The sequence below is a fragment of the Paraburkholderia sp. 32 genome (assembly GCF_050435345.1).
GTDB lineage: Bacteria > Pseudomonadota > Gammaproteobacteria > Burkholderiales > Burkholderiaceae > Paraburkholderia > Paraburkholderia tuberum.
In genome coordinates this window covers 2,739,119-2,761,134 of the sequence record NZ_JBNDKD010000001.1, presented here as the reverse complement: position 1 = coordinate 2,761,134, position 22,016 = coordinate 2,739,119, and the positions used below count along the sequence as shown (strand labels likewise).

General features: G+C 60.3%; 19 protein-coding genes. 13 read left to right on the top strand and 6 right to left on the bottom strand.

Annotated features, from left to right (window positions below):
• The first annotated feature begins 1,213 nt into the window (after positions 1–1,213).
• Positions 1,214–1,954: a polyprenyl diphosphate synthase gene (gene uppS, locus OKW26_RS12770; protein ID WP_184067224.1), complete on the top strand. Its 741-nt coding sequence runs from the start codon at positions 1,214–1,216 to the stop codon at positions 1,952–1,954.
• Positions 1,955–2,767: 813 nt separating this feature from the next.
• Here the strand turns inward: uppS and OKW26_RS12765 are convergent.
• From OKW26_RS12765 to OKW26_RS12750, 4 genes are all read right to left on the bottom strand, one after another.
• A complete protein-coding gene (locus tag OKW26_RS12765; protein ID WP_429353836.1) occupies positions 2,768–3,964 on the bottom strand; it encodes a sugar-binding protein in 1,197 nt (398 codons plus the stop codon).
• A gap of 7 nt (positions 3,965–3,971) precedes the next feature.
• On the bottom strand, positions 3,972–4,910 hold the full coding sequence (locus tag OKW26_RS12760; RefSeq protein WP_090805964.1) for an ABC transporter permease: 939 nt from the start codon (positions 4,908–4,910) through the stop codon (positions 3,972–3,974).
• 113 nt (positions 4,911–5,023) lie between these two features.
• Positions 5,024–5,764 (bottom strand): ATP-binding cassette domain-containing protein, encoded by a 741-nt coding sequence (locus OKW26_RS12755; protein WP_184067230.1) that lies wholly within the window; start codon positions 5,762–5,764, stop codon positions 5,024–5,026.
• Positions 5,765–6,232: 468 nt separating this feature from the next.
• Positions 6,233–6,667: a MarR family winged helix-turn-helix transcriptional regulator gene (locus OKW26_RS12750; RefSeq protein ID WP_429354232.1), complete on the bottom strand. Its 435-nt coding sequence runs from the start codon at positions 6,665–6,667 to the stop codon at positions 6,233–6,235.
• 473 nt (positions 6,668–7,140) lie between these two features.
• On the opposite strand from OKW26_RS12750, the gene OKW26_RS12745 reads away from it, so the two are divergent.
• Together OKW26_RS12745 and OKW26_RS12740 are read left to right on the top strand one after the other, a co-directional pair.
• Positions 7,141–9,075, top strand: coding sequence for a chloride channel protein (locus tag OKW26_RS12745; RefSeq protein WP_429353835.1), 1,935 nt, complete (start codon positions 7,141–7,143; stop codon positions 9,073–9,075).
• On the top strand, positions 9,059–9,313 hold the full coding sequence (locus OKW26_RS12740; protein ID WP_429353834.1) for a hypothetical protein: 255 nt from the start codon (positions 9,059–9,061) through the stop codon (positions 9,311–9,313). Before OKW26_RS12745 ends, OKW26_RS12740 begins: the two co-directional genes overlap by 17 nt.
• A gap of 28 nt (positions 9,314–9,341) precedes the next feature.
• On the opposite strand, the gene pal is transcribed toward OKW26_RS12740, so the two are convergent.
• Positions 9,342–9,839 (bottom strand): peptidoglycan-associated lipoprotein Pal, encoded by a 498-nt coding sequence (gene pal / locus OKW26_RS12735; protein WP_184067238.1) that lies wholly within the window; start codon positions 9,837–9,839, stop codon positions 9,342–9,344.
• Between the two features lie 271 nt (positions 9,840–10,110).
• Positions 10,111–11,127, bottom strand: a complete 1,017-nt coding sequence (locus OKW26_RS12730; protein WP_429353833.1) for an IS110 family transposase — start codon at positions 11,125–11,127, stop codon at positions 10,111–10,113.
• A gap of 661 nt (positions 11,128–11,788) precedes the next feature.
• Here OKW26_RS12730 and OKW26_RS12725 point away from each other — a divergent pair.
• The 10 genes from OKW26_RS12725 to OKW26_RS12680 all read left to right on the top strand — a co-directional run bounded on the left by OKW26_RS12725 (position 11,789) and on the right by OKW26_RS12680 (position 21,686).
• A complete protein-coding gene (locus OKW26_RS12725) occupies positions 11,789–12,052 on the top strand; it encodes a chloride channel protein (RefSeq protein ID WP_429353832.1) in 264 nt (87 codons plus the stop codon).
• Between the two features lie 255 nt (positions 12,053–12,307).
• A complete protein-coding gene (locus OKW26_RS12720; protein WP_184069008.1) occupies positions 12,308–12,694 on the top strand; it encodes a hypothetical protein in 387 nt (128 codons plus the stop codon).
• Between the two features lie 531 nt (positions 12,695–13,225).
• Positions 13,226–14,482, top strand: coding sequence for an ABC transporter substrate-binding protein (locus OKW26_RS12715; RefSeq protein ID WP_184069005.1), 1,257 nt, complete (start codon positions 13,226–13,228; stop codon positions 14,480–14,482).
• A gap of 116 nt (positions 14,483–14,598) precedes the next feature.
• Positions 14,599–15,468: a branched-chain amino acid ABC transporter permease gene (locus tag OKW26_RS12710; protein WP_429353831.1), complete on the top strand. Its 870-nt coding sequence runs from the start codon at positions 14,599–14,601 to the stop codon at positions 15,466–15,468.
• A 53-nt stretch (positions 15,469–15,521) separates the two neighbouring features.
• Entirely contained in the window at positions 15,522–16,415 is an 894-nt protein-coding gene (locus tag OKW26_RS12705) for a branched-chain amino acid ABC transporter permease (RefSeq protein WP_260321477.1), read from the top strand.
• Positions 16,412–17,161 (top strand): ABC transporter ATP-binding protein, encoded by a 750-nt coding sequence (locus OKW26_RS12700; protein ID WP_429353830.1) that lies wholly within the window; start codon positions 16,412–16,414, stop codon positions 17,159–17,161. The genes OKW26_RS12705 and OKW26_RS12700 overlap by 4 nt, the downstream gene beginning before the upstream one ends.
• Positions 17,158–17,886 (top strand): ABC transporter ATP-binding protein, encoded by a 729-nt coding sequence (locus OKW26_RS12695; RefSeq protein WP_429353829.1) that lies wholly within the window; start codon positions 17,158–17,160, stop codon positions 17,884–17,886. Before OKW26_RS12700 ends, OKW26_RS12695 begins: the two co-directional genes overlap by 4 nt.
• 160 nt (positions 17,887–18,046) lie before the next feature.
• Entirely contained in the window at positions 18,047–19,732 is a 1,686-nt protein-coding gene (locus OKW26_RS12690) for an APC family permease (RefSeq protein WP_429353828.1), read from the top strand.
• 524 nt (positions 19,733–20,256) lie between these two features.
• Positions 20,257–20,988 carry a YfdX family protein gene (locus tag OKW26_RS12685; RefSeq protein ID WP_187610278.1) on the top strand — a complete coding sequence of 244 codons (732 nt, stop codon included), beginning with the start codon at positions 20,257–20,259 and terminating at the stop codon, positions 20,986–20,988.
• A 374-nt stretch (positions 20,989–21,362) separates the two neighbouring features.
• Positions 21,363–21,686: a DUF1840 domain-containing protein gene (locus OKW26_RS12680; protein ID WP_090805945.1), complete on the top strand. Its 324-nt coding sequence runs from the start codon at positions 21,363–21,365 to the stop codon at positions 21,684–21,686.
• Positions 21,687–22,016 lie beyond the last annotated feature (330 nt).

The window sequence follows — 22,016 nt, the reverse complement described above, 5'->3', positions numbered from 1 at the left end:
GGTCGCATGCGACAGGTGAAGCTCGTGAGTGGCCGTCGACCTCATTTGCCGCAGCGATCGCTGCGTGGCAAACGAAGCGCGTCGAACGCGATTCCGGAGCCGAACCTTCGACACTGCGGAGAACGGGAATCAGCGGCTGCGCACCCAGGCGATTACACCGTCAGACAGCGGTGCCGCGACTATCTGGAAGGGTATGTAGAAGTAAATCGGAAGACAAAGGGAGCGGTCGAGGTCGCACGTATATTCAAGGCGAAGCTGGGGCCTATAGGGGATATGCGCGTCACAGCCGTCACACGCGCCCAGGCTTTCGATTTCCTCGAGTCGTACCGGTCGACGCCGGTGCTCGCCTCGCGCCTTCGCATGGAACTGGGTAGCGCCTGGCATTACGCGCTTGATGCTGGTCGTCTTCCTGAACAACATCAGCAAGAAGTGGACGATGCCGATCCGCGACTGGAAGGCCGCACTGAACCGCTTCACGATCCAGTTCGAAGAGCGGCTGGTGCCGGGTTAAGCCTCAACCCGTTTACACAAAATTCCGGACACCCCCCGCGCTTGCCCGTCACGCATTGGTCCGCCCACGACCTTCGACGCGCAACTCGGACGCTTCTTGCAACGCTGGGATGTCCCAACGATATTGCCGAGGCAGTCCTCGGCCACGTACAGCCCGGAATCATCGGCGTCTACAACCGCGATACTTATCACAGGGAAAGGCGTGAGTGGCTCACGCAGCTGTCGCATCGCCTGGCGGCTCCAGCGCCGCCCAGATCTCGTTGCTTATTTTTCGTCTTGTCATCCTGCCAGGATATGGCGTCTGGGCCCAGCCGCGCTGTCCAGGTTGTATTAACGACTCTTAGCGGGAAACGGTATACCACTACACCGCGTAGCTGATCACGTCGGGTGGAAATCGATAGCCAACATAGGAGAGCGGGTTGTCGACGGCGGTATCGTTCTGTTGGGCGGCTGCTTTCATGAACGAAATCATCGCCGGGCCCCCTTAAACCTGCCAATACGTGAACAAAGCCTGGAGAGTATCTCCGTCTTAAGCATCCTTTCAGTTTCGTCTGCATACCATACGATTGTCCATTTCGTCCGGTGGCCCAGCCGATGTCCACGTGATTTGGTGGCGGTCGAGTTGATCACCAGGAAAAGAGTCCAGGGGCACCTTCATGACCTTCGGGGACTTTCGTGTTCCGCCTGACTCGCGGCGGTTCCCATGATCCATAAAAGTTCGACCGTTAGCGTACCGGCCGTGACCGATGTGCCGCGGCACATTGCAATCATTATGGACGGCAATGGCCGCTGGGCGGCGCAGCGCAGGCTGCCCCGAGTGGCCGGTCACGTCAAGGGTGTCGAAGCGGTCCGCGCGATCGTCGAGGGCTGCGCGCGGCGCGGCGTCGAATTCCTGACGCTGTTTGCATTCAGTTCGGAGAACTGGCGCCGGCCGGAGGACGAAGTGTCGTTCCTGATGCGTCTGTTCGGGGCGACGCTACAGCGTGAAACGGCACGGTTGCACAAGAATGGCATCCGCTTGCGCGTCGTTGGTGATCTATCGGCGTTCGATGCGCACCTTCGGGCGCTCGTGAAGCGAGGGGAAATCAGAACCGCCCACAATACACGTATGACGCTGACCATTGCGGCGAATTACGGCGGTCGCTGGGATATCCTTCACGCTATAAGCGAGCTACCCGCACGGAGTGCCGTCGATGGTCACGCCGTGCCGGTCGACGAAGCCAGCTTCGCGCAATATCTGGCGATGGCGTACGCGCCGGAACCCGATCTGCTGATCCGGACCGGAGGTGAGCAGCGCATCAGCAACTTCCTGCTATGGCAGCTCGCGTACACTGAACTCTACTTCACCGACATATTCTGGCCAGATTTTGACGACGCCGCGCTTGATGCCGCACTCGCATCATATCGGGCGCGCGAACGTCGTTTTGGGCGCGCAAATGCATGACAGAGGTGTGAAGGATTCACTCATGCTAGACGCCTACTTTATCGGAAGGAGATGGGTCTCACTCAGACAATCTCCTGCTGTACGAAATGGCCGGTGCCATTCTGTCAGCCGCGCCGCGATCGCGGCACGCCACTGGCGAATTGCGCAACCGCTACTTTTCCACGCTCGTCGAAGGGCTTGAGGTCGTCGAGGCCTGTTTCCGACACTGGATCAGGTCAAACGAGATTTTGCGAAGATTATGCTGCATTATTCAAGACGCTCTGTTTAGTTATCGCGACCCAGCGACATTTGGCTCAAAAGCTGTGATTTGCAGGAGACGAACGATGGGCTACTGGCGCTCATAAGGAGGTTCGGTCCATGAATTTCCTTGGGACTCGGTTCTCGCCGTGCAGGATTCGCTCAGGCGAGCTGGCCTGTGGTTGCTCGAATGCGGAGACGCCGGGTCATTTGACCAACGTCAAAACCCTGCGGTGCAATGAGAAGAACGTGAGAGAAGTCCAGGATGCGAAGCTTATCTGATGCTTGGCGAAGTCATGTTTGGGATGACTGAACAAACCGGAGCGATGCTTCGAGCCATGGGATTTCTCATGTAATCAGCGTACTCCTGGGCAACTTAAGGCGAGGTTAACGATGCGCATCAACGGCGAACGTGTCGAAGCGTGCATTGTCGGCGCGCTATTGGTGTTCAATGCCGCGCCCGGCCTCTTTCAGGAAGAGCAGGCAAATGGTGTCGTCGATGCATTGAGGCAGCGCAGAGTCGGCTCGGTGTCGATCCGGCTCCCGCGTTATCGTGATGATGTGGGCCGCCGGCCTTCAATGCTTCAGGCAAGTGTCGGCGTTCTTCCATGTGCAGACGTCGAGTCCGGTGTGAATGACCGGAGGTACCGACTTCCCTTCCGCGAGGTCACGCATGACCATCGCGGCGCGGTAGCCCATTTCCTCGGGCCGCTGGCCGACGAGCACATTCACCTTGTGTTCCTTGAGCGCTTGCAGTTCGGGCCCGAGCGTATCCGCCGAGACGATCACGAACTTGCCGTTCTTGATCTTGTCCATTATCGGCGCGACAACCTGCGAAAAGGCCTGCGGCGCAAAGAGAGGCCAGCCGCCCGCTAGCAGAAAGGCGTCGAGACCGGTAGGGTGGGCGGTCAGCGTGTCCTGCATCATCTGGTTCGCCTTGGCGGCGTCGTCGTTCACGTAGAGCGGACAGCCACTGATCTCATGCCAGCCGTTCTCGCCAGCGAGCTTCGTGATCCCTTTCTTCCCGGAGAGCACATCGCGCGCGCCCTGGGCCCGCTGGTTGATGTTCTCCGCTGCCGGATTGCCCATCACCAGGCAGACATTGCCGCCTTTCGGCATCAGCATCTTCAACTGCTCGCCAAGCTTGGCGCCCAGTTCGTAGTTGTCGGTGCCGACATAGGCCTTGCGCAGTGACGCATCCTTCGGCAGCAGATCGGCATCCGCGGTGATGACCGGGACCGATCCGCCGCGGCGGCGCAGCACCTCCGCCACAGCCGGCGCGTTCGCGGGCGAGATCGCCATGCTCGCGACGCCCTTGGTCAGCAGATCGTCGATGATCTGCACTTGCGCGCTCTCGTCCGCGGCGGTCGCGGGACCGGTGTAGTAGCAGTTGTAGCCTTGCTTGTTGAGTTCCTTGTTCGCCCGTTCGCATCCTTGATGCATGAGGTCGAAGTACGGGTTGTCGAGACCCTTCACCACCAGCGCAAGGGTCTTATCGGCCGCGAAGCCAGAGGACGCCAGCATCGCGAGTCCTCCAGCCGCGGCAAGACACATCCACAGTTTCTTCATTGCTTCCTCCTGTTCGGCGCCGGCTCTACGGTGCCCATGTGGGCCTACACAGTCTTTAACGATCGAACGACAGGCCCGAAATCGGAACTCGGCCTTGGAGCGGATCCTCGCGGTCTTGTGAACCCATGCGTGCGGCAGTTCCGCGCCTGATCCGGCCGCACCCGCTTCCCGCGGCACCGGCCGGGAAGCGGCCGGCGCGTCCAACGACATTTCAATCTCCTTGCCGCTCGCCACCGAGCCTGTTAAAAAGCACCGCGACGACGATGAAGCTGCCGACGACCGTGCCCTGCCAGAACGCGTCGACGCCGAGCAGGATCAGGCTGTTGCGGATGACCTCGATGAGCGCCGCGCCGACGATCGTGCCGAAGGCGCTGCCAACCCCGCCAATCAGATTGGTCCCGCCGACCACGGTAGCAGCGATCACGCGCAGTTCGTCCCCCGTGCCGAGGCCTGTCGTCACCGCGCCTAGCCAGCCGACTTCGAGAATCGCCGCGACGCCCGCCATGAGGCCGCAGAGCATGTAGACGGAACAAACGATGCGGCGCACCGGTACGCCGGTGAGAGTCGCCGCATGACGGTTGCCGCCGATCGCGAACACATAGCGGCCCCAGCGGGTCCAGCCGAACGCGAACCAGAACAACAGCCCAAGCAGGATCAGGAACCACACCGGATTGGCGACGCCGAGCGTCGCGCCGCCGCCGAGCGCGAGGAGCTTGCTCCCGTCGGGGCCGAAATCGAAAATGGTCCGGCTGCGGGAGATCACGAGTGCGAGGCTGCGGCCGACGCTCAGCATGGCGAGCGTCACGACGAAAGGCTGCATGCCGAGATACGCGATGAGCAAGCCGTTGACGAGGCCGACCAGCCCGGCGGTCAGTAGTCCCATGCCGATACCGGCCCAGATCGGGTAGCCCGCGTTCATGACGACCGAGAGCACGATACCGCTGATGCCGATCGTCGAGCCAACCGAAATGTCGATGCCGCCCGTGACGATCACCGCCATCATTCCCAGCGCCACGATGGCGACGAAGGCGAAGTTTCGCGTAACGTTGAAAAGATTCTCGGAGGTCGCGAAGGTCGAGGTCGCGAAAGACAGGGCGATACAGGCGACGATCGTTGCCAGCACGACCCAGAACACCTGGCTTGCGAGCATTCCCGACCAGCGAGTATGCGTCCTCGCGGACTGTGGATCATCGAGCAATGGCGGGGTTGTAGGGGGCCTTCGCGGCGCGTCGTTCAATGTGGTGGCTCCGATGCGAGGCAGTTTCAGGCAGCGGCGATGGCGCCGGTGATCAGTCCGGTCACTTCTTCCGGGGAGGACTCTTCGGTCTTCTTGTCGGCGACCTTGCGCCCGCGCCGCATGACAACCACCCGGTGGGCGACGGCGAATACGTCAGGCATGCGGTGGCTGATGAGGATGACGGCGATACCGTGTTCGGACAGGCGTCTGATGAGATCGAGCACCTCGACGACCTGGCGCACACTGATCGAGGCGGTCGGCTCGTCCATGAGAACGAGCCTCGCTTCCGAGAGGCGCGTGCGGGCGATGGCCACCGCCTGCCGCTGCCCCCCTGACATTTGCCTGACGAGGTCGCGCGGACGCGTCTCGGACTTCAGTGCCTTGAACAGTTCACCCGCACGCCGATACATGGTCGCGTGATCGAGCACGCGGATAGGCCCGAACCCGACCCGCGGTTCGCGGCCAAGGAAAACGTTGGCGGCTGCCGTCAGGTTGTCGCAGAGCGCGAGATCCTGATAGACGACTTCGATGCCGCGCGCGCGCGCGTCGACCGGCTTGTTGAAATGCACGGGATTTCCATCGATGAGAATTTCGCCGTGCGAAGGTGGAAAGTTGCCGGCGACGACCTTCACCAAAGTCGATTTCCCGGCCCCGTTATCGCCCATGAGCCCCACGACCTGACCTGACTCCAGACTGAGCGTCACGTCGGTCAGGGCCTGAATGGCGCCGAAATGCCTGGAAACGCCTCTGAGCTCAAGAAGACTCATGGACAGTCGTGCTCGCTGGAGTGGGGGCGTCCATGGCATTGGCCGGACGGCCAGTAGACACGCGAAGGAAGTAAATATTTTTTAGCGCACGATAGGGCATTTAGCAAGGCACTTCGGCCACCTGTCGAACGTGCCGCCGAATCGTAAGGCGCGTCCAGTGCGGCTGCGCACGAAGCGGCGAGCGGTGGCCGCTGAGGGGCGTCGAACCACTCGCGTCCATCGGAAAATGTCATCCAGCGGACTTCGCGCCACAGGCGCCGCTCCTGGCGTGACAAGTACGATCGCCCCAATTAAGGCAGGCCTGAAAGCTTCTGGCGCGTCCGTGCGAGGGTAATCACCCATTAGCCCAAGCGGTCTTGGATGTCTTGAGAATGGGTCGTACGGACACGGGCCAAAGGGCTGGCACGCGGAGATCGTCGCTGGCGCGCCGGCCGTCGACGAATGCTCATCCCTGGCGCCGCTGCATGATCACCAATCTGGCGATTTGGCCGCTCCGCCAACCAATGGTGTCTGTTGAACCTGAAACCGCCCCAGCGCCCAACCGAATGACTCGATTTCCCGCTTGTGCAGCATCGCGAGCTTCAACAGGCACCGCTCGCCTTTTTCCGTCAGGTGGACCTGCACGAGTCGCCGGTCGGAAGCGTCGGGGCGACGCTCGACGAGCCCGGCGGCTTCGCAGCGGGACACGAGCGCCGCGGTGCCGTTGGGCGCTGCCTGCAACCGTTCAGCCAGTTCGCCGATACTGGCCCAGGAGCGCTCGGAAAATCCCCTGACGTGAAGGAGCATCTGATATTGCAGAGGCGTGACTCCTTCCGCGTGAGTAATTTCTTCCGAATACCGCAGGAACCTGCGTAACTGGTAACGGAATGCCGACATGGCTTCGAGATCCTGCTTGTTGGGCATGCCGACCCGGATGTGCGGTGATGTTTGCTTCACTTTGCTACCTGTCTCGTTCGGAACATGGACCAGGCGCCTGAAACCGGATTCTCTGCAGCCTTGCTGAAATCCTGTTGCTCTATCGCAAGGCGCACCGGCAATGCGGCGTGACGGGGTGACAGCGCAAAATCGTATCAGATGGATTGCGTGCCCGCGCCGGATCTGGATGCGGTGAACGGTGGGTGTTCCGTATCGCCACGAGCGTCAAGGTTGGTGAACACGCGTTGATAGGACTATAGTGCATGGCACGGCATGACATGATTGCCGAGGCCTGTCTACCCGGTCGCACCGACCGATTCAGGCGGGCGGTGCGATGTTCGATCATCCCCCCAAGACCGCTCGGCTTCTTTCTGCGTGGACCTTGTATTGCGTGCATGGGACCGATCGAGGCCCCCGCGCCGAACGATGACGCGGTGTTGTCATGCGAGGAGAAGCGGGATATGGCCCCCACGAAGCTCGACGGCAAGGAAGGAGATTCGGCGCCTCCTGAAAACGCGCAAGAAGTCGTGAAGCCGCTCGACCTCTATCGCATGAGCATGCTGGGGTTCTGCCTCGGGATCGTGACCGGTTTTGGCGCGGTCGTGTTCAGGATGCTGATCGGCACTATCCATAATGCGGCGTTTCTCGGACGCCTTTCGCCGCTCTACGACGCGAGCCAGTTTACCCCGCCGTCGCCGTGGGGCGCATGGGTGATTCTCGTGCCGGTAGCAGGCGGCTTCGTGGTCACGTGGCTGGTAAGCCGCTTCGCGCCGGAAGCAAAAGGGCATGGCGTGCCAGAAGTGATGGACGCGATCTATTTCGGGGGCGGCGTGATCCGTCCGGTCGTGGCGGTCGTCAAGTCGCTCGCATCGGCCATCGCGATCGGCACCGGTGCGGCGGTGGGCCGGGAAGGTCCGATCATCCAGATCGGTTCGGCACTGGGCTCGACGCTGGGTCAGTGGCTGCGGATGCCCGCCAGTCAGCGGATCATTCTCGTTGCGAGCGGCGCGGGGGCCGGCATTGCCGCGACGTTCAATACGCCGATCGGCGGCGTACTGTTCGCGACCGAGCTGATGATGCCGGAAATCAGCGTGGGGACTTTTCTGCCCGTCGCACTGGCAACGGGCACTGCCACGTTCGTGGGACGGCTGTTCCTTGGCGGAGCAGCGGCTTTCCTGGTTCCCCCTCAACTCGGAGCGCTCGATAACCATCTCGCGAGCGGCTTCACGCTGCTGCTTTACGCGCTGCTCGGGGTCGTGGCCGGCGTGGCGGCCGCGTTTCTGATTCGCGGATTGCACTGGGCGGAGGACGCCTTCGATCGCGTTCCGGGGCGTTTTGCGCGCCACGCGCTCGGCATGCTGTTCGTCGGCGTAATGATGTATCTGCTGATGCGCTACGCAGGCCACTACTACGTGGAAGGCGTGGGCTACGCCACGATCCAGGCGACGCTCAATGAACAGTTGCAAGGTGGCCTATTCCTGCTGCTGCTTGCGCTGTGCAAGATGGCCGCGACGTCGGTTAGCCTCGGCTCCGGCTCGTCGGGCGGCGTGTTCTCGCCGTCGCTGTTCATCGGCGCGACGTTGGGCGCCGCACTGGCGTCCCTGTTCCATCTGCTGGTGCCGGCCGCTCCGGTCAGCGTGCCTGCATTCGCGATGGTCGGCATGGGGGCGGTGGTCGCGGGCGGCACGGGTGCCGCGATGACGGCAGTGGCGATGATCTTCGAAATGACGCGCGATTACGACATCGTGCTGCCGATGATACTTGCGGTTGCGTTCAGCATCGGCACCCGCCGGCTCCTCTCGCGCGAGACGATCTACACGATGAAACTCGTCAGGCGCGGTCATGTCATTCCAGATGCGTTGCACGCCAATATGTTTCTCGTGCAGAACGCGGGGGCGATCATGGAGGCCGACATACTGGTGCTCGACGCGGACGTCCCGTTTCGCGATCTCCTCGATCGCATGGGCGTCGCGCCGTTCCGGCACATCGTCGTCACGAAGGCAGGCATGCTGTACGGCGTGCTGCGCATCAACACCGGCCTGCGCCGCGCGGTCAGCCATGACAATCCGACGGTCACGATCGGGCAACTCGCGCATCGCAACTTCATCGTCGTGAAGCGATCCGATGCGGCGTTCGAAGTGATCAGCGAACTCCGGCAGCGCCGCGCGGTGATGGCCGTGGTCCTCGTCGATGCCGCTGTCGATGGCGCGTTCGACGTGTCCGGCGTGATTGCGAAGGAGCATATTGCGGACGCCGTCGCCCGCAGTATCGATATTTTCCAGCCCCGGGCTCGCGGAAGGACCTCCACGTCGATGCAATCCGTGCGCGTCAACGACGCTTCGTATGCCGTGCACGGCAGGGGTCTCAAGGTGAGCGACCGTGAAGCTGAAAACTGAGTGGCGGACGTTGCGCGAGCGGCTCAAGGCCGCGGCGCACCTTGCGGATTCCGGGAGCACACGGGAAGACCGTTCGCCCGACGCAACCCGCGACCCGCGCGAGTGGGTGATCGTCTATCGCACCGAGCGCGGGTTCTGCTGCATGTACCGCGGCGAGCCGGTCGAATTCGACGAGATGCTGGACGTGCAGATATGGTCGGAGGAAGAGGACGTGCGGCTCTGGTACTTCGGGCTTTGAACTGGTCCGCGCGTCGTGCGCCGCGCGATTAGCGGTACACCAGGTCGGCGCGGCGATTCTGCGACCACGACGCCTCGTCGTGCCCCAGCGCAACCGGTTTTTCTTTGCCCAGGCTGACGGCTTCCAGTTGCGTCCCGGGCACGCCAAGCGTTTCCAACTCACGCATGACGGCCTGCGAGCGCCGCTCGCCCAGGGCGAGATTGTATTCGGTGGTGCCGCGCTCGTCGGTGTTGCCCTGTATCAGCACATGCTGGGACGGATGCCGGCGCAGATAGTCCGCATGTGCCTGGAGTAGCGCCTGATAGTCATCCCTGACCGTATAGCTGTCGAAATCGAAATAGATGCTTCGCTTTGCAAGCGGACTGTTGGGATTGTTCAGTTCGTCGATCGTCGAGGGACTGGTACTGAGCGCCGACGCATTGGCAGCCTGGCCGCTCGATGTGACCGTTTGCGGCGTTTTCGTTTCATGACATCCGGCGAGCAGCGCGAGCATCACGAACGTGAGCCGGATCGTGCATTTTTTCATTCTGTCTTATATGGACGCCTCCCGGTTTGCCAGGTGATATTCGGTGTGTGACGGACAGGATGAGGTTGCAGACTTATATCCGGCCTGTGGTGCGGATGGTGATCCGCTGGCCCTGATGGAATCTGCCGGGGAAGTCCTCATCTCCTGCGAGTCCTCGAAGGACAAGACAGAATTCAGGTTTGCTTCCCCGCGGTCCGACCTGTTTCGCCATCACATGTATATCAACCTGCGCAACCTATTAGCGACCACGTCTCCATAGTTAGTTGATCTTCTACGCAGCGTGAGCCACGTAACCAGATTGGTACGTTCGAGCGTGGGCAAGCAGCGCCCAGATCGTGCGTGCCGTTTTGTTTGCGAGCGCGACGACCACTACATTGAACGGTCGTCGCGCGAGCAAACGTTGCAGCGCGTCGCTCAGGCGCTTCGGATGCGAGAGCACTGCGCGCGCGCCGTGAATCAGCAAGGTACGCAAGTACACGTCGCCTCTTTTGCTGATGCCCAGCAGCTTGACACGACCTCCCGTGCCGCTTTGCCGTGGCACCAGACCGAGGAACGCGGCGAACTCGCGCCCGGAGCGAAACGTACTCGCCTCGCCGATGGTGGCAATGGCGGCAGTCGCCGTGAGCAGGCCCACACCCGGAATGGCGGCGAGCCGCGTGGCCCCTTCGTCCTGGCGCAACCATGCTGCGAGCCGGTGTTCAATGGCACGGATGTCGCGCGTGAGCGCTTCGATACGCTGCAGTTGTTCGCGAAGCGTGTCGATGACCATGGCGGGCAAAGCGTCGGCCAGCTCGCCAAGCATGCGGGCCGCGTCGTTCATGCTGTGCGAGCCGCGATGCACTGCCGCGCCAAACTCGTACAGCAAGCCGTGCGTCTGGTTAATCTGCATGCGACGCATCTTGAGCAGTTGTGCGCGCACGCGGTGCAGCGTCAGCACCGCTTGCTGCGCTTCGCTCTTCACAGCGACGAAACGCATCTCCGGCCGTTGTGCAGCTTCCCAGATCGCCTGCGCGTCTGCCACATCGGTCTTGTTGCGCTTCACAAACGGTCGGACGAATGACGGCGCAATGAGCCGGACTTGATGACCGAAGCTCGCGAAGCGGCGTGCCCAGTAATGGGCGCTGCCGCACGCTTCCATCGCGATGAGCGCGGGCGCCTGCTTCGCGAAGAACGTCACGAGCTGTTCGCGCTTGAGCTGACGACGGTTGATCTCGCCTGTGTCCATGTCTACCCAGTGCACCTGAAAGACCCGCTTTGCCAGGTCCACGCCAAATGTCGTAGTCTTCATTTCGAGCCCTCCTTACCCTTCCTGGTCGTTTTGACACCACCACTTTGGCACTCTGATGCCGTCGGGTATAGCGAGGGCTCCGCCGTTCCTACTGCCTCTCCTATCCGACGCGGGAGGGAGGCGTCCATACCATCTCCCAGAAAAGTGACGACGTGGAGCAGGGCAGTACGTTGAGGGAAGCGACGTCTTGAAGTCTATGTGGCGTTTGCGTGGTGTGCCTCCGTATTTTCCCAGGCGATGCCGCCATCGGAGCAGCCGCCGTTATCTCGCGAAGGTCATCTGAATGAACTTCTGCCGTGTTCCCCCTTCCTGGCTTTACGAAAAAGGTGCAGGAATCGCTTGAATAAATGTCACAACGTGCTTATTCTAGGGGCTAGTGGTGTGGGATCTGGCGTGCCGATATTGCATGTTATGGCGTATGGTCCGGCAGCAAGCCCACTCGTTTTCAGGCGACAGAAGGCGATTCCCCTCCGCCCAGCTTCACGGCTGGGCTTTTTTTGCGTTGATCCCTATCTGACGTTGAAACCGTCTGCCACTTTCTTCCGCGTCCTGGACAGAAGAACGCTGCAAGATGTTCGGCGGCTTTGGTTCCACTATGGAATCTTCTGGGTGGGGCCGTTGGTCACCGCTCTCGTCGCAGTGCTGGAAGCGCATCTGATTGATGCAGATTGTGACACATTGCGGCGTGCCGACGATCCACGTCGGCGCATCGCTGATGCTTAACCTGCGGCACTTCCATCGCGCGCGATTTCGGACCATCCGCGGCGTCGATCTCGAGCACAGGCTCGCGTTCGCCGGCGCCCCCGCAGGTCTGTCGGCGGCGTTCAATGCGCCGCTTGTGAACGCGGTCTTTGCCATCAAGGAATTGACCCGCAGCTTCGACGCACGCATGAGCGGCGTGATCATTACGGCGCAATCGAAGTAGGCAATTACATGCCCGGTCTGCTCGCCGTCGCGGTGCTGCTGATCGGCGTCATCTCCGGGTTGGCAAGGCCTTCGTGATTGTCATCGCGATGATCAATAGGGAGCACCGGGTGCGGGATCCATCGGTGCGCTGCACTCGCAGATAGGGAGTAAACATAGATTTATTTGGCAGAGGCCACCCGCTATCATGCAGCGACTGTGCCGTGACGCGGCAAGTTCCAAACGTCTGAATTCTGAAGTGACACAGCGATCATTCATGAAGTCTGCGCCAGACTCATCAAAACTCCTTCGCAAGCTCACCAAGGCCGTGCTGTTGGTCGCGACAGCCATTTGCGGCAGCGTGAACGCGATGACAGGTGATCGTATGCTGGACGAGTTAGTGCCGCTGGATTCCTCTGGTCCATGGGCCAAGATGAGGTCTTCGAGCAGAGGCTCGACCTCTGAGGCAGTATCCTCTCCAACGACACCATGGTATCCGGAGCGCGCCGATCCGTATTCCCGGTCTTCTTTGGCGGACATATCGCTGGCAGCGCACGGCGAAATCCTGGCGTTTGACGATGCGTACACGCCGTCACGTAATGCGTTTGGCGCAGGAAGTTTCGCACTCAGCGCGTTGGGTTTCGGGGCTTCGAGCCTCGATTAATCAACTCAATCGCGGTAGCGAGGGCCGTGGCTCGTCTTGCCTGATTGCGGAGGGGAGCTCACCCATTCGAAATCGGCCATCTCTGTAACGGACGCCGCGCACGAAACGCCGATGTGGTCCCACAATTTTGCCTTCGCTTTGGCGCAATCTTTGACAAGCGAATCGGTTGCGAGCGCGACCACTGCCTACGATGCTGCCAGATCTCCCAACACCCGGCGCGAGCATCGGGGTTGTTCCAGATGCCTCAATGGAGGAAGGGTTCTTCAGAGTGGAGGTTTTCCCGAGTCTCTTTCATGCGCATCCCGGGACATTTACTGAAGCGCTTTACCCGCGCACCGCGCCGGTGTGCGTTGAATCACCGCGATAGACCGGCTGGCACTCAGAGGTTTCGTTACCTCTCATGGAATTATGTCATATCGTGCACTAACATTTGATATGCGTTGGAAATCCGAAGCGTAGAAATCGGACCCAGCTTTCCCAGGAGGAGAGCGCGAGCATTGCTCGGACGTGTCCATTCTGTGGGAGACCGAAATGGGAAGACTATCGACCGCGGGCCGACGGCATCGCCGGCTCGTACTGAAGGCTGCTGCCGCAGCCGGAATTGCGCAGATCGGCGCACCCTTCATCATCAAGGCGCGCGGAGAGGTTCCAATCAAATTCGGGCTCGACGATCCGTTGACAGGTACCTATGCCGAACTCGGCAAGAACGAGCAAATGGGTTGCGAATACGCGATCGATCAGATCAATGCGCGCGGGGGCATATTGGGTCGTCCGGTTCAGCTCATCGTGGAGGATTCCACCAGCGCGGATACTGGCGCTGCTGTACAGAAGGCGCGCAAGCTGATCGAACGTGACAAGGTGGACTTCCTGCTTGGCAATGTCAACTCGGCTATGGCGCTTGCGATCGGGCAGGTTTCAAACGAATTGAAAACACTGCATATTGTGACGGGTGGGCATACCGACGCCGTGACCGGTACAGATTGTCACTGGAACGTCTTTCGGGTCTGCAATACGACGAGGATGGAAACCAACTCGGTATCGAAGGTCCTGTTCGACCGGTACGGAAAAAAATGGTTTTTCATCACCCCCGATTACGCATTTGGCCACACCTTGCAACTCGGCTTCGAGGCGAGCCTGAAGAAGTTCGGAGGGGTGGAGGCTGGAGCCGCGTTGGCGCCGCTTGGCACCACCGACTATTCGTCATATTTGATCAAGGCGCAGGCTGCCGATCCTGACGTCATCCTGTTTCTTACCGCAGGTCAGGATGCTGTCAATTCGCTTAAGCAGGCGGTGCAGTTCGGCCTTAACAAGCGTTTCCACATCGCCGGGGCGCAGCAGGAACTGGAGGTGCTCGAGGGCTTGCCGCCGGATGCGCGAATCGGTACGTGGGTATTCGAATGGTACTGGGACCAGCCCAACGTACCCCACGTAGCGGAATACGTGGCCGGCATCCGTAAGAAGGCCGGGAGAGTGCCGACTGCCAGACACTGGTTCGGGCACGTCGCTGTCAATAGCGTTGCACTCGTCGCTAATCAGGAGAAGACGCTTGACGCGGTGAAACTGGCACGGGCGCTCGAAGGCTTCAAGTTGCCGCCGGACGTAGGGCTGATGCCGGACACACCGTTCTATCGGGCCGGCAACCATCAGCTCATGCCGGATCTCTATGTGGGACATGCGGTAGCGCAGGGACCTAGACCTGATGATCTATTCCACGTCGATCAACTGGTAAAGGGCATCGACGCGGCGCTGCCGGTCGGCGAAACCGGCTGCCGTCTCACATGGGCATGACCGGTTCGGGGAGCCAGACAGGGGGCTGAGTGCCTAATGATGTCGCGCTGCCGCAACGGCCGCGCGACCGATGAGCCGGGACATCGGAAGCGGACGTCGGCAGCACAGGTAACGGTATGACGCAACTGATCCTGTTCAACGTTTTCAACGGTATCGTCATTGGCGCGTTTTACGCGCTGATGGCGCTTGGCCTGTCGCTGATCCTGAATCTGAGCGGTGTCATCAACTTCGCGCACGGCGGATTCCTGGCAATCGGCGCTTACCTCGCCTACACGATCATGCCGTATGTCGGCTTTTGGGCGGCGCTTGTTATTGCACCCTTGCTGACGGCTGCTCTCGGACTGCTGATCGAGCGGGTACTGATTCGCCGGCTGTATGGAAGAGATCCCCTATACAGTCTGCTGCTCACGTTCGGGCTCGCGTTTCTGCTGCAGGACGGTAGCCGCTATATCTGGGGGCCTCAGACATTGCCATACCAGATTCCGGACGCGCTGAACCAGCCATTGACGTCCTCGTTCTTCTTTCTAACGGGCTATCGTGTGTTCATGGTCGTTCTGGTTGTGATCGTCGTGGCGGCGCTCTTCATGTTCCTGAAGTTCACTCGATCCGGCATTCGTATCCGCGCTGGTGTCGGAGACCTCGAAACGGTCGCGACACTGGGCGTGAATGTACGGTGGCTTCGCAGCATGAATTTCGGCCTCGGCATCTTTCTCGCGGGGCTGGCTGGCGTACTGGCAGCCGGCATGCTCGGACTGCAACCGACAATCGGGGATTCGCTCATCATGCCGAGTTTCGTTGCGATCATCGTCGGGGGACTGGGCAGCCTGCCGGGTACGCTGCTCGGCGGCATTCTCATTGGCGTCGCTTCTGGCCTGACTTCTGTCTTTTTCCCGTCCGCGACCGAAGCGGTGATTTACGTCCTGATGGGTCTAGTGCTGCTCGTACGTCCGCGCGGACTGCTGGGTGAGGAAGGGAGGGTCCAGTGAGATCATCACTGCAACTCGCGGGGGATGCGGCGGTCTGGCTGGCGCTCGCAGCCATGCCGTACTGGATCACCTGGCTCGGCGGCTATACGGCACTTGGTACACGCGTAGTAGTAATGGCATTGGCGGCGATGGCGCTCAATTTTCTACTCGGTTTTACTGGCGTGTTGTCGTTCGGTCACGCGGCATATTTTGGTCTCGGCGCGTATGGCGTTGGTATGACGATCCGTTATCTGGTGCCGAATACGCCGCTTGGTATCGTCATTGGGGTCGCGGCCGGCACGCTGGCGGCGGCGCTCATCGGCGCGCTGATTGCCAGGCTTCGGGGCGTCTATTTCGCGATGGCGACGATCGCATTCGGCCAGGTGTTCTACTTCGTCGCCTTTCGCTGGAACGCCGTGACTGGCGGCGACGATGGACTCTCCGGATGGCATCGCATGCCTCTCCACTTTGGCCAGCAGAGAATCGACATTCTTGGCAACAGCACCGTGTTTTACTATTTCGTTCTGCTTTGCTTTGCCGTGTCGGTTGGCGTCATGACTGCGCTGTTGCGCTCTCCGTTTGGCCGTACGCTTCTGGCGATACGCGAGAACGAAAAACGGGCGCGCTTCCTGGGGCTGCCGGTGGAGCAGCATATCTGGCTGTCGTTCGTGATCTCCTGCTTTTTCGTGAGTTTTGCCGGTACCTTGTACGCGCTGCTCAACAACTTCGCCGATCCGCATGATCTGCGGTGGGACCAGTCAGGCGATTTTGTGATCATGGCCGTGCTGGGGGGAATGCGCTCGTTGTGGGGACCGCTGATCGGCGCGGCCGTCTTCGTGCTGGTTCAGGATTACATCTCCACACGGACTGAGAACTGGATGTCGTTTATCGGCCTGCTGTTCATCCTCGTCGTTCTGTTCTTTCCCCGTGGCGTGCTGGGCATCCGGACGGGCGGGGGGCGGTCATGAGCCTGCTCGTAGTCGATCACGTATCTCACCGGTTCGGCAATCTTCGCGCGGTTAGCGATGTTTGCCTGACTGTGGAAGCCGGTGAGCTTCGCGCGGTAATTGGACCTAACGGTGCAGGAAAGACGACGTTCTTCAATCTGATCAGTGGGTTCTTTCCGCCTACGTCGGGGCGTATCGTGTTCGACGGACGCGACGTGACCCGGCTTGCGCCTCATCGCCGCGTTGCCATGGGAATGGCGCGGACTTTCCAGATTACGGAAGTTTTTCCTGAGTTGTCCGTTCGCGATAATCTGCGGATTCCGGTCGAACTTCGGGCCGGGCACAGGCTCTCGCCGTGGCTATCGAGGGCGGCGCGCGCGACCGTCAACCAGCGGCTGGAAGAATTGCTCGTGCTCGGCGGACTCGAGCAGCGTGCGCGCCGGTTGGTGGGTGAATTGTCGCTTGGCGACCAGCGAGCCACGGAAATCATCATGTCGCTCGCACTCGAACCCAGGCTCCTGCTCCTCGACGAACCGACCGCGGGGATGGGAGATCAGGAAACCTACGACGTGACGCAACTGATACGACGCCTGCACCGCGATCGATCGCTGACGATGATTCTGATCGAGCACGACATGCGCGTCATCTTCCAGCTGGCACAGCGCATCATGGTGCTCGCCGAAGGCAGGATTCTGGCAGAAGGAACGCCCGAAGAAATCTCCGGCAATCAAGCCGTGCAAGCAGCCTATCTGGGAACAGCAAAATGAGTGCCCTGATTGCCGAGGGACTGCAGACCTGGTACGGCAAGAGCCACATTCTGCATGGCGTATCGGTGGACGTTGACGACGGCCAGATTGTCGCCCTGGTAGGGCGCAACGGCGCCGGCAAGACGACAACCATGCGAAGCCTGATGGGGTTGACCCGGCCACGCGCGGGAAGGGTGAACATTCTAGGCCGCGAAACGACCGGCTGGCCGCCAGACCGGGTCGCGGCGCTCGGTGTCGGATATGTGCCGGAGGGTAGGCGCATATTCGCGGGTCTCAGCGTGGAAGAAAATCTGCTTGTGCCCAACGGGCGCACCGGTCCCTGGACGATCGCACGTGTGTTTGAGCTTTTTCCCCGGTTACGCGAGCGTCGGAACAGCAAGGGCCGGCAACTCTCCGGAGGGGAGCAGGAAATGCTCGCGATCGCACGCGGCCTGCTGCTCAACCCACGCGTACTGCTTCTCGATGAGCCGTCTCAAGGTCTCGCACCGCTGATGGTGCGGGAAGTGTTTGATGTTATCGTCAGAATGCGCGCCGAAGGCATGTCGGTGCTTCTGGTTGAGCAGAACGTTCGAGCGGCTGTCGAGATTGCCGACGCGGCTTGCGTGCTGGACGATGGTCGGGTCGTTTTTTCCGGATCCGCGCGAGAACTTGCGCGCGACGAAGCTCGTGTGCGTACTCTGGCCGGGGCCAGTGCGAGCGATTGGCGCATGCTCGACGATGCTTGAATCGCATGAAGCCATGCCACGAATATGAAATGGCACAGTGTGAACTAACGCTCGTCGAAGCGCACAGGCATTTCCAAGCCCTTTAATTGTTGCTTCGGCTCACGGCGGGAATTTTATCGCCGTCTTTGCGGTCGAAGCGTTCAGGGTGAGCCGTTCATGTATGACGGTGCGCGGATGCGCACCGCCTCTTTCGCGCAACGCCGGTTCAAAGCCGAACTTCGGGGCAGGCGCAAGGAGACCAGAAATGAGCACGATTTCCGACCTGACGCTATCGGGCAAACTGCGTCGCGATGCTGGGATAGTGGGGTTGCTGTTCGCAAGCACCACTAGCATGATTGGTTCAGGGTGGCTGTTCGGCGCCTACCATGCATCGAGAATAGCCGGTCCGTTGAGCATAGGCAGTTGGGCGCTTGGCGCTGTCATCATCATGCTGATTGCGCTATGTTTCGCGGAGCTTGCCGCCGTTTTTCCTCGTAGTGGGGCGCTGGTTCATATGAGCCACGCGAGCCATGGCGACGGACTTGGAAGGTTGTGGTGCTGGCTGCTCTTCCTCGCCTATGTCCCGGTGCCTGCAGTCGAAGCCGAAGCAATCGTCACTTATGCAAGCAACTATCTGCCATGGCTGATCCGTCCTGGCTCCGCCGGGGTGCTGAGTTTGGCGGGCTTCTTCGTGTGCGCCGGTTTGCTCGGAATAACCGCGCTGCTGAATCTGATGGTGATCAGATGGCTGCTCAACGTCAATTCAACCATTACGTGGTGGAAAATTCTGGTGCCGATACTGACCATCGTCGGCTTGATGGCAGCGAGCACCCACTGGGATGTCGTGCGTGCGGCGCCTGACACCTACAAGCTCTCCGGCATGTTCACGGCACTTCCCGCAGCAGGTATCGTTTTCAGCTATTTGGGCTTCCGTACTGCGATCGACCTCGGCGGCGAAACGGCCAATCCACATCGCGACATTCCGCTAGCCGTGATTGGCTCGGTCGTGCTCGCTGCAGTGGTTTACATCATGTTGCAAGTGGCCTTTATCTGGGCGCTGTCGCCGGTCGATCTCGCGCACGGATGGGCACGCCTCAGCTTCAAGGGGGAAATGGGACCGTTCGCTGGACTTGCCGCGACGCTCGGGCTCGGCTGGATGGCGACGCTTCTCTATATCGACGCCTATATATCGCCTGGCGGCACGGGGCTGATGTATGTAACCGGCGGATCGCGCGTACTCTTTGCTACGGGCGAAATGGAGGCAGGTCCCCGCGTGCTGACAAGGCTGAACCGCAACAAGGTGCCATGGCTGGCGGTTCTCGTGATGTGGGTGGTTGGCACCATTTTCCTGCTGCCGTTTCCTGCATGGCAGAAGATGGTCGACTACATTACGTCGGTTACGGTGCTGACATATGGTCTTGGTCCGGTCGCGTTGCTGGTGTTGCGCCGTAACCTTCCGGAACTGCATCGTCCATTTCGCATGTGGGCCGCGCCCGTGCTGGCGCCAGTCGCATTTATCTGCAGCAACCTCGTAATATATTGGACTGGCTTTGCAACGAACACCTTTCTGTTTGCGCTGGTGGCGATCGGTTTCGTACTCTACGCGGCGTACTACCACATCGTCTTGCGCAAAGCGGCGAAAGACTTCGGCTGGAACAACATTGCGTGGCTGTTGCCGTGGTTTGGGGGCATCTGGTTATTGTCGTGGCTCGGCGGCGTCGGTGGCGGACTCGGTGTGATCGGATTCGGTTGGGACATTCTTCTAGTGGCGCTCTGGAGCGTGATCGTGATGAGGCTCGCAATGCGCTGCGCGTTGGGCGTCGAGCAGACGCGAGCAATGATGGAGCGAATGGACGCGACGAGTTGACTGGCAACGCCATCGTTCAGCGAGGGAGGAGTCAACGGAAGCTCTATCCGTTAGCGGGGCGCTTGAAGGGACAACCCGAGTACCCGCCTGAACTGCAAGCCAGACTTCCAACGGTGAGATCTGGTCAGGGAGTCGCGCTCATGTAATGAGCGGAGATCGAGCAAGACTTGTCTAACCGGAAGCGAAGGGCAGAATGAGCGCCCTCTAACGCCGATGATCACGAGTATGTGCGATGAACCTGACGTCATTGCGCATCAGAAGCGGCAGTGGTCGCTTCGCGCTGCTACCACATCATGCGAACGCTAACTGGCGAGGTCCGGTTCTTCGCACTACCCACTGCTGCCGCCTTGCGTCCGGATGGCTCCTTCTTAAGCGTCCTTTAAGCACCACGGCCTAGCTTTAAAGCGTCAACTGTTCGAAGTTCAAGCCCTGTGAAAGTCTCGCATGCCATATGCGCCGCCGATGTGAGCGCGCAAGGCCGCATGCGACGTCTGGAACTGGACACTCGCTGAGGAGAATGAACCATGAAAAGGCATCAGGTTATCGCTGTCATGTGCGCGTTGCTCTCCGCCGCCTATTGTGGTGCGGCCGTGCAGGCCGCCGAGTCCCCGCGGGCCGTCGCGTCGGACATGGGCAAAGTCTCGGGGAAAGGAAACGAGGCCTTCCAGCAGATCGAACTTGCGCGGCTCGCAATCTTCAACGGTAACGGTTCGGAGGCCGCCACGCTTGTAAAAGCCGCCCAGAAATCACTGCAGGAAGCGCAGGCTGACAATACTGCTTTTACCAAGGCTGAAAAAGACTTGAAACTTCCACCCACGGCTTCCAGCGCGCCGCATGTCCAAGCGGACGTCGCTCGCGCTTCGCAGGAGTTGATGTGGCTTCCAGTTGGCGCTGACGTAACTATCACCGACAATCTCGCGCAGTCTTCCGAGAAATCCAAAGCGGTGGCATCCGCGAATGAGCACATCAAGCAAGGTCAGCGGGATCAGGCGCTCAACGCCCTGAAGGTCGCGAATATTAACGTTGCCTACACCATGGAACTCGTTCCGCTAAAACTGGTGATCGCGGACGTCAATGACGCTGCGAGGCTGATCTCTCATCACCAGTACTATCAAGCAAATGACGCCCTCCGGCAGGCGGTGGCGAGCGTGCGGTATGACTGGGTCGACCTGGACGCCATTCCTCAGCACGCACAAACCGCACAAATGGCTTCGAAGCCTGCCGAGCATCCCGCCTCGTCCGCGAGCGCACGATGAATCTGTCCGCGATGCCAAAGCGTCCCTGGCGGTACAGAGGGACAATTTAGCGTTAGCTTATTCTGAAGGGTCATCACGCCCCCAAAGAGCAGTCGATCATGGCATTTATTGCCTCCGCTTATGCCACGACACGACGAACGTCGTGCGCAGCTAATGAGCGCTGCCCGCAGTTAGATTCATGTCGACCTGCCTGCGCGCCGGTAAGGTATGGTCCGCGCATCTGATCTTTATATAGCACAATGTGACATATTGGCCTACACTTTGGATATCGAGATTGGCGCAAGCCTCGTTGCTGCTTATAAGCGTCGATTGCATCAGGCGGCCGTCTCGGCGGCCGTCGCAACGGCACAGTTGTCCTTCGCGGAGAGGTCTGTATGCTTGTTACGTTCAAGTGCCGTTCAACTCCGGACGTCGTCATGCTGCGGAACCTCGCGGAATATCTCCTCGCAGCCATTGGTAAGCAAGTCGCCACTCGTGGCGTCATCAGCCACGATGAACTGGGTACGGTGATAACGCGGCTTGAACGCGCTATCGAAGATCAGGCACGCACTGAATTAGCCCTCAACGTCCTCCATCACGTGCCGAACGACCATAGTTCAAACAGTGCGGCCGCGACCGTCGAACATCGCGCCTGGCCATTGCTCGACATGATGCGCGAGGCCCATCGCCATGGCGACGATATTCTCTGGGGTATTTAGACCGTTGGAGCGCTGCGGCGCAGGCGCATGTCTTCTCGTTATCGCGAGACAGCGCCGATGCCGTTGTCAGCGCAAGGGCGTTCCAGGGGATAGACGCGATAAGTCTGCAGATGCGACCTGACGTTCAAAGGATCATCGTCGCCACGCGCATCGAACCCAGCGCCGACGCATCATTTATTAGCGACCTGCCGCATCGGACCAATAATTCTCGACATGTCGCGAAGCTAAATGATTGCGATCCGACGTAATCTGCGCGAGCGGTAAATCGCGCGTGCCCTTCGTCGTGCGGCCGTAGGACGAGAGGTCTGGCCGCATCCGAACCGCTTCCGG

What these genes read in the sequence shown, in the direction of transcription:
- OKW26_RS12745 (WP_429353835.1), top strand. Translation starts at nt 7,141, where the DNA reads ATGGCCCCCACGAAGCTCGACGGCAAGGAAGGAGATTCGGCGCCTCCT.
- OKW26_RS12720 (WP_184069008.1), top strand. Translation starts at nt 12,308, where the DNA reads ATGAAGTCTGCGCCAGACTCATCAAAACTCCTTCGCAAGCTCACCAAG.
- OKW26_RS12685 (WP_187610278.1), top strand. Translation starts at nt 20,257, where the DNA reads ATGAAAAGGCATCAGGTTATCGCTGTCATGTGCGCGTTGCTCTCCGCC.
- pal (WP_184067238.1), bottom strand. Translation starts at nt 9,839, where the DNA reads ATGAAAAAATGCACGATCCGGCTCACGTTCGTGATGCTCGCGCTGCTC.
- OKW26_RS12695 (WP_429353829.1), top strand. Translation starts at nt 17,158, where the DNA reads ATGAGTGCCCTGATTGCCGAGGGACTGCAGACCTGGTACGGCAAGAGC.
- OKW26_RS12750 (WP_429354232.1), bottom strand. Translation starts at nt 6,667, where the DNA reads ATGCCCAACAAGCAGGATCTCGAAGCCATGTCGGCATTCCGTTACCAG.
- OKW26_RS12680 (WP_090805945.1), top strand. Translation starts at nt 21,363, where the DNA reads ATGCTTGTTACGTTCAAGTGCCGTTCAACTCCGGACGTCGTCATGCTG.
- OKW26_RS12760 (WP_090805964.1), bottom strand. Translation starts at nt 4,910, where the DNA reads ATGCTCGCAAGCCAGGTGTTCTGGGTCGTGCTGGCAACGATCGTCGCC.
- OKW26_RS12730 (WP_429353833.1), bottom strand. Translation starts at nt 11,127, where the DNA reads ATGAAGACTACGACATTTGGCGTGGACCTGGCAAAGCGGGTCTTTCAG.
- OKW26_RS12705 (WP_260321477.1), top strand. Translation starts at nt 15,522, where the DNA reads ATGCCGTACTGGATCACCTGGCTCGGCGGCTATACGGCACTTGGTACA.
- uppS (WP_184067224.1), top strand. Translation starts at nt 1,214, where the DNA reads ATGATCCATAAAAGTTCGACCGTTAGCGTACCGGCCGTGACCGATGTG.
- OKW26_RS12700 (WP_429353830.1), top strand. Translation starts at nt 16,412, where the DNA reads ATGAGCCTGCTCGTAGTCGATCACGTATCTCACCGGTTCGGCAATCTT.
- OKW26_RS12725 (WP_429353832.1), top strand. Translation starts at nt 11,789, where the DNA reads ATGCAGATTGTGACACATTGCGGCGTGCCGACGATCCACGTCGGCGCA.
- OKW26_RS12755 (WP_184067230.1), bottom strand. Translation starts at nt 5,764, where the DNA reads ATGAGTCTTCTTGAGCTCAGAGGCGTTTCCAGGCATTTCGGCGCCATT.
- OKW26_RS12710 (WP_429353831.1), top strand. Translation starts at nt 14,599, where the DNA reads ATGACGCAACTGATCCTGTTCAACGTTTTCAACGGTATCGTCATTGGC.
- OKW26_RS12715 (WP_184069005.1), top strand. Translation starts at nt 13,226, where the DNA reads ATGGGAAGACTATCGACCGCGGGCCGACGGCATCGCCGGCTCGTACTG.
- OKW26_RS12690 (WP_429353828.1), top strand. Translation starts at nt 18,047, where the DNA reads ATGACGGTGCGCGGATGCGCACCGCCTCTTTCGCGCAACGCCGGTTCA.